The organism is Exiguobacterium sp. UBA1053 (genome assembly GCF_002316465.1).
Classification (GTDB): domain Bacteria; phylum Bacillota; class Bacilli; order Exiguobacteriales; family Exiguobacteriaceae; genus Exiguobacterium_A; species Exiguobacterium_A abrahamii.
On record NZ_DCDO01000012.1, the window covers coordinates 52399 to 63478 of the forward strand.

The window sequence follows — 11080 nt, forward strand, 5'->3', positions numbered from 1 at the left end:
TAAAGCATAATTTCACTTTACCCTGCTTATCTGACAGTTAACTGACACCGTTTTAAAGAGTTGGAAAATGAATGATGAACCGTGTGCCTTCACCTAATGTGGAATCAATGGAAATCGTTCCACCATGTTGCTCCACAATGGATTGAGCAACCGATAGCCCAAGACCGGTTCCTGTTCCGTGACGCGAATGGTCACCCCGGTAAAAACGCTCGAATATTTTAGTTTGTTGATTGGAAGCGATACCGATTCCACGGTCCTGTATCGTCAACTGGCGTTCTGTAGCAGTTTCTTCGAGGGAGACATCAATGGCTTCATCGCTGTAGACAAGAGCATTTTCAAGAAAGACCGTCAATAAGCGGTTCAATTGATGGGCATCCCCTTTCATGCGTAAGTCAGGCATTATCGATGCGTGGATGACGCGATCCGAGTAGGCAGGCTGAAAACGTTCGACGGTCTTTTGAACGAGTGAACTAAGGTCAACTTCTTGTTTCGGTGAAGGTTGTCCTTCTCGCGCAAGCAATAGTAAATCAGAGACTAAATACTGCATCCCTGCCGTTTCTGCTTTGATATCCTCTAGAATCGTGCGTCCTTCATTCGAAAGTGATTCCGCTTCTAGCAATTCAATCCCGCTATAGACGATTGTCAGAGGTGTCCGTAGTTCATGTGAAGCATCGGATGTAAAACGACGTTGGCGATTGAATGCTTGTTGCACCGGAATGACGGCTCGACCAGCAAGGATGTATCCGACTAGCGTCAGAACGATCGTTGCGAGAACGGCAATCCCCGCAAGAACGGCAATCAATCGCTGTAAGGTATCTTCGGTCGGAGAGATGTCCTTCATTAGCAGTAGTCGTCCTTCTTCGGTACTTCGTTGATACAGTAAGAAGTGTCGATCATCCCATTCCACTTGTTTCGTCGTATCATTCGAGCTTAAAAAACGGCGCAGTGTTTTCATCTCGACGCCAGGCGGCAAACTTGCATAGCGTTCATTTCCTGAACCGTCGAGTAACTGGAAATAGATCGGATTTCGGATGAATTGATCTTCCCCGTGCTCGATCCGTTCGAAGATATCTCGATCAGATACTCCCTTCAATTGATTCAATTCCATTCGATTCAGCAATTGGGCGTTCGTGACATACACACCGATCAGGATGAGGACTAGTACAAGAAAGAACGAGCCACTGAATAACAAGGTCAGTCGTTTTCGAATCGATTCAAGCATGCGGATCACCTAAACGATAACCGAACCCGCGAACTGTCCGGATCAAATTAGGAGCATTGACCGCATCTAATTTTTTCCGAACGAGTCGGACGAGCGCATCGAGCGCGTTATCCGTAATATCCGCACCGATCCCCCACACGACTTCGATGATTAATTCACGACTCATGACCTGTTCAGGTCGTCTTAACAGTAAGGAAAGGAATTCAAATTCACGTCGTGTTAAATCAATCGAATGATGTTCATAGGAAATTGTTTGTGACGATAGATCGAGTACTAGTCCGTTGAAGGAGACCGTCGACACGAATGCCTTTTGTTGACGACGACTGAGCGCGCGCAAACGTGCCAGTAATTCATTCGATTGAAACGGTTTAACGAGATAGTCATCCGCTCCACTATCGAGACCATGAACGAGATCAATTTCCGTATCACGAGCAGTCAGCATCAAGATGCCACCTTCGAACTGTTCTTGGCGTAAGGTAGCGGCGACTTCGACCCCGCTCTTGCGAGGCATCATCCAATCGAGAACGAGTAAGTCATAGCGATACGTCTGACATTGGAGGAGCGCTTCCACTCCATTCTGCGCAACATCTACCTGATATCCTGCCCGCTCCAAATGGAGGCGTAACATCTTCGCAAGACGCTGATCATCTTCTGCTACCAAAACGCGCATGCACATCGCTCCTCTTTTTTTCTCATTATCCCATAGTTGCCGTCAGTTAGTTGTCAGTTTTTTTCGATACAGTAAACGTAACAAGAAGGGAGAGGAAACAGATGAAACCAAAACCATTTGCGAAATGGCTCGTCGGGCTTAGTAGTTCCGTCTTCATCGGACTTGCGATTGGTCAGTTGAGTGTCAGTTCGAACGATTCCTCTACGACACCTGTTTCGACAGGCGATACGTATTCGAACGATACGACGCTACCATCTCAAGGGAATCAGTATAGCGATGATGAAGGCGAATACGAAGGGGATGATGGATATTACGAAGATGACGATGATGATCAATGGCAAGGTGATGAATCGTCCGGCTTCAGTCAACCCGATGGATCAAGTGACGGTCAGTCTAGCCATTCGAGGTAAGGAGGAGGAAGATGGAGCGACAATTGTATGCGATGCATAATCAGGTGCGGTTCGTGACGAATCAGCCGATCGATGAAGCAGAATGGGAGGAACTTGTCCGATTCTTTCATTATGTGGATCGGCAGTGGTCACGCTTTGATAAGCAAAGTGAAGTCAGTCGATTGAATCGCTTACGGATCGGCGACACGTTATCTGTGTCCTTACCGTTAGCCCGCTTACTGGCCCGCGCCACGCGATACTTCGAGCAGACCGAACGTTATTTTTCTCCATTCCTGCTGGCGCAACAACAAGCCAATGGCTATCGCCAATCATTTCCCTTCACACAAGTTGTCGCTTATGAAGAGGTTGCTCCACCAGAGATCGCCCCGTTCATCATTGAAGGATGTGACGTGACTCGAGTCGGAGGCGGTTTTATCGACCTAGGTGGAATCGGAAAAGGAGCTGCCGCGATGATCGCAGCGCAGCGACTACGAAAAAGCTGGAGTCGTGGATTGATTGAAGCGGGAGGCGACGTCATCGTCTGGTCCGATGAGGAACCATGGAATATCACGATCACGCATCCCGAGACCGAACAACGCGTCGCTGATGTGCAGTTGCGACAAGGCGCGGTCGCGACATCGAACCGTGTCTATCGATCGTGGAAGACGGACGGACAGACGCATCATCATTTGTTGGATGGACGAACAGGACGTCCGACGAAAAGTCCGATTCTTCAAGTAACCGCATCTGCGCCACAACTCTATGAAGCCGAAGTCATGACGAAACTTGCCTTTCAGATGACAGAGACAGAACGTCAAGAAAAGCTGTTTCGTTGGTTTCCAAAAGGACGATTATTGATTTTGGATACTGCTGGGGAATGGCGAAGTGAACAGAAGGGAGTGAGTGAGATATGGACTGGATGAAATGGTTGTTCTCGACATGGACGATGATTCGATTGAGTGGATTAAGTGGGCACTTCTTCATGACGATTTCTGTCTTAGCGGGATTGCTCGGTTCCTACCCGGCACTCAAAAAACAAAAAGCACGACTGTATCACGTGCACTTATATAGTGGCTGGGCAGGTTTGCTCGCAATCGTCCTTCATGCGACGCTCATCATCGTCGATTCATACGCGCCACTGACAATCTTTGAGGTCCTAATTCCGGGCCAAGCTTCTTATGAACCACTCTGGAATGCGCTAGGAACGATCAGTCTCTACTTATTCGGATTCGTTCTCGTGACTTCGGATTTCTTAAAGGAGACGTTAGGCAAGACGCTTTGGAAATTGACACACTGGCTCGTCTTACCTGCTTGGCTATTAATGACGGCACACGGTCTATTCATCGGTACGGATACCGGAACCTTGTTTACGACGATCTGGTACGCTGTCTCAACACTGACGATGTTTACGCTCGTCCTATACCGGATGCGGATCCGTCCTGTGCAACGGACTCGAACTTCAGCAAAAGAGCGCTCAGTCGTACGCTGAGCGCTCTTTTCATTGTCGTGCGAGCCAAGCTGTCCATTCGTTAAAGGCAGCGTCCCGATTCTCGATATAGTTGTGATCACTATCGACAATCGCTTCCTCGAACGGACTGTCGGGTAGCAATAAGTCATGATGGAGCGCTTTGATCGATGTTTCGTCCCGTTCTGACGTCATAAGCAACATCGAGCGATCGGCTAGACGTTCTTTTAGCGTCAGTAAGTTCCAAGTCGTATGATGATGCTTCAACTCGTCGAGTAACGCGTCAGCAACGGCACCATTCAGGAAAGCAGCTCCTCGCTCGAGTACACCGTGTAGCGCAGCTTCGTATTCCGGATGTTCGAGGACAAGCTGACCGACGAGACCAAAATTAAACGGAGAAATCCCGACATAATGTGCAGCCTCCGATGTCTCAGCAAAAGCATGCAGACCGGCGAAGCCGCCCATGCTATGACCGACGACGGTAACCTGATCTGCCTTGATGCCATGTTCGGCAGTGAAAGACTCTGAGCAGACGTGCTGTAGTGTCGCGGTCGCGTCTTCCAAAACATGTTGGAATCGGAAAGTTCCAGGGCTCCCGATCGTTCCACGATACGACGTGACGAGTACATGGTATCCTGCGCTTTGAAGTTGAACTGCCCAGTCCATGTTCAACTGTTTCCCGGGAAATCCGTGGAAGAGGACAATCAGTGGAGCATCCGCTGTGTGTTCAGGTGAATAGAGACGGGCAATCAACTGTTCTGAACCACCGCTTGGAACATGGAGATAGGATAGTGTTGCTTTTTTCGTGATCGTTTCCAAAAAAACACGCTCCTTCATAATCATTTTCTAAGTCTTAGTGTGCGTGAAGATGCACGATCATGCAATGATTAAGTGTATGAACTAAAAAGATGGGATACCCGTCTGGGCATCCCATCTTTTGTAAAGTATGGCTTAGAATACTTTTGTCGTCCATGATTCACAGTTCCATAAGTCTGTTGCAACAGCTTCATAGAATTCTGGTTCGTGTGAGATTAAGAGGACGGTTCCTTTGTACTCTTGTAACGCACGTTTTAATTCTTCTTTTGCTTCGACGTCCAAGTGGTTCGTCGGCTCATCGAGTACGAGGATGTTCGATTCCGTGTTCATCAATTTACAAAGACGGACTTTCGCTTTTTCTCCACCGCTGAGTACTTCGATTTTCGATTCGATGTGTTTCGTCATCAAACCACACTTCGCGAGCATGGCGCGGACTTGCTGTTGTGTCAGAGACGGGAACGTATTCCAGATCTCTTCGATACACGTATTCGAGTTCTTCTCTTTGACTTCTTGCTCGAAGTACCCGATATGCAAGTTCTCTCCCCGCTCAACGACACCCGAGACAGCCGGGATTTCACCGAGTAAACTCTTGAGCAACGTCGATTTCCCGATTCCGTTCGCACCGTGCAAGGCGATCTTCTGTCCGCGTTCAATCGTCAAATCAAGAGGACGAGACAGTGGCTCATCGTATCCGATGACAAGACCTTTTGCTTCGAACATCAATTTACTTGGTGTCCGTGCTTGGAGGAAGTGGAACTCTGGTTTTGGACGCTCTTGCGCAAGTTCGATGACATCCATCTTATCAAGCTTTTTCTGACGTGACATCGCCATGTTCCGTGTCGAGACACGCGCCTTGTTCCGGGCAACGAAATCCTTCAACTCAGAGATTTCCTGCTGTTGACGCTTGAATGCAGACTCAAGTTGTTTTTTCTTCGCTTCGTGGATCGTGACGAAGTTGTCGTAATCGCCGACATAACGATTCAATTCTTGATTTTCCATATGATAAATCAAGTTGATGACGCTGTTGAGGAATGGAATATCGTGCGAAATCAAGATGAACGCATTCTCATATTCATTCAAGTAGCGTTTCAACCATTCGATATGCTGGACATCGAGATAGTTGGTCGGCTCATCAAGTAAGAGAATGTCCGGTTTTTCAAGAAGGAGTTTGGCGAGCAGGATTTTCGTCCGTTGTCCACCACTGAGCTCTTGTACATCCCGGTCGAGTCCAATCTCATCGAGCCCAAGACCGCGCGCGATTTCTTCGACTTTTGCATCGATCGTATAGAAGTCGTTATTCGTCAGAATGTCCTGCAAGACGCCGACTTCTTCGAGCATTTTTTCCAGTTCCTCTGGCTCGACTTCGCCCATTTTACCGTACAAATCATTGATTTCCTGTTCGATGTCGAACATGTACTGGAATGCACCTTTAAGTGCATCGCGGATGGTTAATCCTTTTTCAAGGACAGCGTGCTGATCCAAATAACCAACGCGTACATGCTTCGCCCATTCGACTTTTCCTTCATCCGGCTCAAGTTGCGACGTAATGATGTTCATGAACGTCGATTTTCCTTCACCGTTCGCACCGACGAGACCGATGTGCTCGCCTTTTAACAGGCGGAAGGAGACATTTTCGAAAATGGCGCGGTCACCGAATCCGTGACTTAAGTTAGATACCGTTAAAATACTCATAATTACTCCTTATTTCATGAATTCCTGTGACTTAGACGCCTGTCCGTTTTTTCTGGTTGTTTGCTTTTTTCGTCTGTTGGCTCGTCAATTGTTTCGTTTGTGTTCCTTGTAAGCCAGTCGGACGTTTTGTTTGCGCTTGTTTTTTTGCTTTCAAGCGTTCGATCATTGCCTCTTGCAATGATAGTTTTTTTGGTTGTTCACTCATGTTCGTTCACCTCGATTGATTCGTTCTTACTTTCTAGTATGCCAAAAAAAACGTCTCTTGGAAATGAAGAGACCTGATTTTACATCTCAAAGTGTATCGGCAAGATAGACGACGTAACAATTCCGGTCGATATCGATTTCACAGCTGTCACGCTCAAAAATACCGTGGCCTTCGACTTCGATCTTGTCCTTGATCAAAAAACGCATCGCTTGGACATGATTCGGAACCGTTGATGTCTTTAAGAGCGGTTGCGCGCTGTCGGACAAATACTGTCTGAACTCGATATGAATTTGGTGCGGTGGATAAACGCGTTCTTCTGTCGCACGCGGTGATGCCTTGATATGATCGACGATCAATTGATCATATTCACCTGCCATCTCATTGGAACGAAGCTCGTATTGATGTCCTTCGATGATATGAAATTCGCAGAGTTGGTGGGCAATGATCTCTTCCGGTTCGATCGCATAACGATCATATTGATAGATCGGATGGAATTCACCATTTTCTTCAACGTAGTAGGCAAGTGACATGCGTAAATCCTCCTTTTCGTTCTATAGATACTATTACCACATTGAAGGAAAAAAAGTTCCGACAGAACAAAGAAACTTTTCTCTCCAAAAAAGCGTATACTATCCATAACGAGAGTAAAAGGAAAGGGGACTGAGACGGTGAATTGGATGAAACAAGCGACACTAGCTGCAACACTGTTGATCGGAACGACACTAAGTGGGTGTGGATCGGATGATGCACGAGCGGAACGACCAGATGATCCGGATTGTGATGACTATGAGTATGATAATGATGAAGGCGTTTGGTACTGTGATGATAGTTCATCAACCCATTCAGGATACTATTACTGGGGCGGTAGTTATTTCGCATCACGTGCCTTGATGCATAGTGCGATGCGAACCAAAGGGTATACGCCGAAATCAAAAGCAGTAAAGAGTTATAACACGAAGACAAAGGGATTCGGAACAGGCTCATCTTCCGGCTTTTTCGGCGGATGAACAGACGACAAACCTTTTACGGAGACATCGATCGTTTTTGGGATGTGCTAGACGGGGAACCGTACGCTGTGACGGAAATCATGCCCATCTCGGACGAACGAATCGACCAACTGCATATCGCGGCGCAAGAAGTTTACCGGATATTCGAAAGAGTACTTCCGATTCTTCGATCGATGGATGATGAGGCACTGCTCGAGCTGGGCTTTCCAGTTGAAAGTCTCGCTTTTTTGCGACTCGAGACGATGCGACCGTTGACCGTCATCGGACGCTTTGATTTCATTGCGACGGCAGATCGTATCTCACTCATGGAATGGAACGCGGATACGCCGACTTTCATTAAAGAAGTATTTGAAGTCAATGATGTCGTAGCGGAAAAACAAGGTTTTGAACGGGTCAACGATGGGGAAAACAAATGGCTGAAGGCAACTGTCCGTCGTGCGATCGAAGCCGCGATACATCGGACGAAACAGCATCCGCATGTCGTCTTCACCTCACATGGTGACCACATCGAGGATCGATTGACGGCTGAGTATTTGCAGTCGTTTTGGAGTGATGCGACCTATTGTCCACTTCATGCATTAGAGATTCGTCCGGAAGAAGGTCTGTACGATGAGGCAGGTAAAAGAATCGATATCTTATATCGTCAAACCTTTCCGATTGAGATGGCCTTACTTGACCGGGATGAAGACGGAAGAAATTTAGGACAATTACTCCTGCAACTCGTCGAGACAGGGCGACTCGAAATCATCAATCCGCCGTCTGCCTTTTTAATGCAAGCCAAGTCGGTTCTTGCATTGATCTGGATGTTGCATGAAGCCAATCATCCGTACTTGAGCGAAACGGACCACATGACGATTGCGCGTTATTTTTTACCGACGTACTTATCCGCTGATCCATTCATTTCAAGCCAGCGATCATTCGTTAAAAAACCGATTTTCGGGCGTGAGGGAGATACCGTGACGGTCCATGATGGACACGGAAATATCATGTTAAAGAACGAACAGCATACGTTTCGTGATCAACCGGCTGTTTATCAAGCGTATCAAGAACTACCGACGTACTCACTTCAGGAAGAGGGAGAAGTCGCGTATATGTACGGTGTCTTTATTTTAGGAGGAAGACCAAGTGCGATCGGTGTACGTGCCGGAGAACGGATCACTGGAAACCGTTCTTATTTCGTACCCATTGGTCGATAGCATGAAGGAGGGAGAAACGTATGAGAGCAGCAATTTTAGGAGCATCTGGTCTAGTCGGACAAGAACTCGTGGATCGTTTGTTGGCAGAAGATGCATATAGCGAGGTACATGTTCTCGTTCGCCGCCCGATGCGCCGTTTTCATCCGAAATTGGAAGAATGGGTGATTGATTTTGATCGTGTGACAGAAATCGAATTACCTGTCGTCGACCATGTCTATTGTGCACTGGGCACGACGATCAAACAAGCAGGATCGCAAGAGGCATTTCGTTTGGTTGACTACACCTATCCGATTGAACTTGGCCGTGAATTGTTAGACCTCGGGGCGACACGATTTGCCTTAATTTCGGCGCTCGGTGCCCATCCGAATGCCAAAACCTTCTACAATCGCGTAAAAGGGGACACGGAAAACGGATTACGTGTACTGGGGTATGACGCGTTATTGATTTTTAGACCATCATTGTTGCTAGGGGATCGAGATGAATTCCGCTTAGGCGAACAAGCGGCTGCGAAAATTTCGACAGTTTTACGCCCCTTGTTGAAGCGGAGCGCCATTGCTCCGATCGAAGCTGGTCAAGTCGCTGCGGCGATGATTCGTGAAACGTTACATGCACCGCCTGGAATTACAATCATCGAATCGAAACAGATGCAATCCTGAGCAGTCGAGTAGTCGACTGCTCTTTTTGTTATTCTTGTAACGTAAATAATATTTGACTCATCAAATGATTTGCGGTTGAATGGTAAAGTGCTGTCTCATATATAAAAAAAGAAGTGAGACAATTCAGGCAAAACAGTGTATTCGTATCCTATCTGTTTCGTCACGCTTATCGTTTGGGGAAAGCGGGAAAAGATGATGGATTATGCACTTATTTAGGATTGATGAAAGGAGCCGATCATATGGCAGAGTTTGATCGCGATCAGGTCTATAAGACCGTTCCGCAAAAAGGATTCTTCGGGAATCCGAAAGGGTTGTTCACCCTCTTCTTCACTGAGTTTTGGGAGCGTTTCTCCTACTATGGCATGCGTGCCATCCTTATCTTCTACATGTACGATTCAGTTGCCAACGGTGGTCTAGGTATCGATAAGACGACAGCTGCGTCAATCATGGCCGTTTATGGTTCGCTCGTCTACATGTCAGGGATCATTGGTGGATGGGTAGCTGACCGTTTACTCGGTACGTCACGCACCGTTTTCTATGGTGGTATCTTGATCATGCTAGGGCATATCGTCCTTGCTTTACCAGCAGGCATTACAGCCCTCTTCATCTCGATGGGACTTATCGTTATCGGTACTGGTTTCTTGAAACCGAACGTATCGAATATCGTCGGTGATTTGTACAGCAAGACGGATAACCGCCGCGATGCTGGTTTTAGTATCTTCTACATGGGGATCAACGCTGGTGCATTCCTCTCACCACTCGTCGTTGGTGAAGTGGCTGACCGCGGTGGATATCACGCTGGTTTCGCACTCGCTGCCATCGGGATGTTCGCAGGACTTGTCGTCTTCGTCTTGACGAAAAAGAAAAACCTTGGTCAAGCGGGTACGTACGTCTTGAACCCATTAAAAGGGGACGAGAAAAAACGTTTCATCACGATCGCATCAATCGTTGTCGTAGTGATTGCTGTACTCGGTGTCGTTGCATCGATGACAGGACTGTTGACGATTTCTCGTTTTACTTTAATGGTCACGATTCTCGGGATCTTGATTCCGATCGCTTACTTCACAGTCATGCTTCGTAGTCCAAAGATCACGAATGATGAGCGCTCACGTTTGATTGCGTATATTCCGTTGTTCATCGCAGCAGCGATTTTCTGGGCAATCCAAGAACAAGGTTCATACGTCCTCTCCATCTTCGCAAGTGAACGGACGAACCTTTCATTCTTAGGATTCGAGATTCAACCGGCATTCTTCCAATCGTTGAATCCGCTCTTCATCATCGTATTAGCACCTGTGTTTGCGAGCTTCTGGGTCAAACTCGGTGACCGTCAACCAACAACGATGCAAAAGTTCTCGTTTGGTCTTCTGTTTGCCGGACTTTCATTCATCGTCATGACACTACCAGGTATTCTGTTCGGTGTGGAGACGTCAGTTAGTCCACTCTGGCTTGCACTGAGCTTCTTCCTCGTCGTAATCGGTGAGCTCTTCTTGTCACCAGTCGGTCTATCGGCAACAACAAAACTGGCGCCGGCTGCCTTCTCAGCGCAAACGATGAGTCTGTGGTTCTTGACGAACGCAACGGGTCAAGCGGTCAACGCACAAATCGTTAAATACTACACGAATGACACGGAGATTTTGTACTTCGGTATCACGGGTATCGTTGCCGTCATCTTCGGATTACTTTTGTTCGCCTTCGCACCAAAACTTCAAAAATACATGCGCGGTATTCGCTGATGCATGAAAAAAGACGCTTTCTCGATCGA

The 11080-nt window shown here is 47.3% G+C and carries 13 protein-coding genes; 7 read left to right on the forward strand and 6 right to left on the reverse strand.

The genetic code is table 11. The annotated features are described in order from the left end of the window. Positions 1–52 precede the first annotated feature (52 nt). Both B3G15_RS07720 and B3G15_RS07725 read right to left on the reverse strand, forming a co-directional pair. The gene (locus B3G15_RS07720; protein ID WP_290719665.1) at positions 53–1222 is read right to left on the reverse strand and encodes a sensor histidine kinase; all 1170 of its coding nucleotides are present in this window, start codon (positions 1220–1222) and stop codon (positions 53–55) included. Beyond that, positions 1215–1892 carry a response regulator transcription factor gene (locus B3G15_RS07725; RefSeq protein WP_290719668.1) on the reverse strand — a complete coding sequence of 226 codons (678 nt, stop codon included), beginning with the start codon at positions 1890–1892 and terminating at the stop codon, positions 1215–1217. The genes B3G15_RS07720 and B3G15_RS07725 overlap by 8 nt, the downstream gene beginning before the upstream one ends. Before the next feature lie 101 nt (positions 1893–1993). On the opposite strand from B3G15_RS07725, the gene B3G15_RS07730 reads away from it, so the two are divergent. From B3G15_RS07730 to B3G15_RS07740, 3 genes are read left to right on the forward strand one after another with little or no spacing between them, the layout of a single operon-like run. Further along, positions 1994–2302 (forward strand): hypothetical protein, encoded by a 309-nt coding sequence (locus tag B3G15_RS07730; protein WP_290719671.1) that lies wholly within the window; start codon positions 1994–1996, stop codon positions 2300–2302. A gap of 11 nt (positions 2303–2313) precedes the next feature. Further along, positions 2314–3204, forward strand: coding sequence for an FAD:protein FMN transferase (locus tag B3G15_RS07735; protein WP_290719673.1), 891 nt, complete (start codon positions 2314–2316; stop codon positions 3202–3204). Beyond that, the gene (locus tag B3G15_RS07740; protein ID WP_290719676.1) at positions 3192–3770 is read left to right on the forward strand and encodes a ferric reductase-like transmembrane domain-containing protein; all 579 of its coding nucleotides are present in this window, start codon (positions 3192–3194) and stop codon (positions 3768–3770) included. The genes B3G15_RS07735 and B3G15_RS07740 overlap by 13 nt, the downstream gene beginning before the upstream one ends. A 9-nt stretch (positions 3771–3779) precedes the next feature. Here B3G15_RS07740 and B3G15_RS07745 read toward each other — a convergent pair whose 3' ends face one another. From B3G15_RS07745 to B3G15_RS07760, 4 genes are all read right to left on the reverse strand, one after another. Continuing rightward, positions 3780–4565, reverse strand: coding sequence for an alpha/beta hydrolase family protein (locus tag B3G15_RS07745; protein WP_290719679.1), 786 nt, complete (start codon positions 4563–4565; stop codon positions 3780–3782). 132 nt (positions 4566–4697) lie between these two features. Further along, positions 4698–6254: an ABC-F family ATP-binding cassette domain-containing protein gene (locus B3G15_RS07750; protein WP_023469741.1), complete on the reverse strand. Its 1557-nt coding sequence runs from the start codon at positions 6252–6254 to the stop codon at positions 4698–4700. A 31-nt stretch (positions 6255–6285) separates the two neighbouring features. Further along, the gene (locus tag B3G15_RS07755; protein ID WP_023469740.1) at positions 6286–6459 is read right to left on the reverse strand and encodes a hypothetical protein; all 174 of its coding nucleotides are present in this window, start codon (positions 6457–6459) and stop codon (positions 6286–6288) included. A gap of 86 nt (positions 6460–6545) precedes the next feature. Next, a complete protein-coding gene (locus B3G15_RS07760) occupies positions 6546–6989 on the reverse strand; it encodes a hypothetical protein (RefSeq protein ID WP_290719683.1) in 444 nt (147 codons plus the stop codon). Positions 6990–7136: 147 nt separating this feature from the next. Here B3G15_RS07760 and B3G15_RS07765 point away from each other — a divergent pair, with 147 nt between their 5' ends. From B3G15_RS07765 to B3G15_RS07780, 4 genes are all read left to right on the forward strand, one after another. Beyond that, on the forward strand, positions 7137–7466 hold the full coding sequence (locus tag B3G15_RS07765) for a hypothetical protein (RefSeq protein ID WP_053452172.1): 330 nt from the start codon (positions 7137–7139) through the stop codon (positions 7464–7466). Further along, the gene (locus B3G15_RS07770; protein ID WP_290719686.1) at positions 7463–8662 is read left to right on the forward strand and encodes a glutathionylspermidine synthase family protein; all 1200 of its coding nucleotides are present in this window, start codon (positions 7463–7465) and stop codon (positions 8660–8662) included. The genes B3G15_RS07765 and B3G15_RS07770 overlap by 4 nt, the downstream gene beginning before the upstream one ends. A 20-nt stretch (positions 8663–8682) precedes the next feature. Continuing rightward, complete coding sequence (locus tag B3G15_RS07775; RefSeq protein WP_058704374.1) at positions 8683–9318, forward strand: hypothetical protein; 636 nt, start codon at positions 8683–8685, stop codon at positions 9316–9318. Between the two features lie 239 nt (positions 9319–9557). Then, the gene (locus B3G15_RS07780) at positions 9558–11051 is read left to right on the forward strand and encodes a peptide MFS transporter (protein ID WP_290719690.1); all 1494 of its coding nucleotides are present in this window, start codon (positions 9558–9560) and stop codon (positions 11049–11051) included. Positions 11052–11080 lie beyond the last annotated feature (29 nt).

Coding starts and splice junctions, on each gene's coding strand:
- B3G15_RS07780 (WP_290719690.1), top strand. CDS start 9,558: ATGGCAGAGTTTGATCGCGATCAGGTCTATAAGACCGTTCCGCAAAAA.
- B3G15_RS07765 (WP_053452172.1), top strand. CDS start 7,137: ATGAAACAAGCGACACTAGCTGCAACACTGTTGATCGGAACGACACTA.
- B3G15_RS07760 (WP_290719683.1), bottom strand. CDS start 6,989: ATGTCACTTGCCTACTACGTTGAAGAAAATGGTGAATTCCATCCGATC.
- B3G15_RS07720 (WP_290719665.1), bottom strand. CDS start 1,222: ATGCTTGAATCGATTCGAAAACGACTGACCTTGTTATTCAGTGGCTCG.
- B3G15_RS07735 (WP_290719673.1), top strand. CDS start 2,314: ATGGAGCGACAATTGTATGCGATGCATAATCAGGTGCGGTTCGTGACG.
- B3G15_RS07750 (WP_023469741.1), bottom strand. CDS start 6,254: ATGAGTATTTTAACGGTATCTAACTTAAGTCACGGATTCGGTGACCGC.
- B3G15_RS07775 (WP_058704374.1), top strand. CDS start 8,683: ATGAGAGCAGCAATTTTAGGAGCATCTGGTCTAGTCGGACAAGAACTC.
- B3G15_RS07740 (WP_290719676.1), top strand. CDS start 3,192: ATGGACTGGATGAAATGGTTGTTCTCGACATGGACGATGATTCGATTG.
- B3G15_RS07730 (WP_290719671.1), top strand. CDS start 1,994: ATGAAACCAAAACCATTTGCGAAATGGCTCGTCGGGCTTAGTAGTTCC.
- B3G15_RS07725 (WP_290719668.1), bottom strand. CDS start 1,892: ATGCGCGTTTTGGTAGCAGAAGATGATCAGCGTCTTGCGAAGATGTTA.
- B3G15_RS07770 (WP_290719686.1), top strand. CDS start 7,463: ATGAACAGACGACAAACCTTTTACGGAGACATCGATCGTTTTTGGGAT.
- B3G15_RS07755 (WP_023469740.1), bottom strand. CDS start 6,459: ATGAGTGAACAACCAAAAAAACTATCATTGCAAGAGGCAATGATCGAA.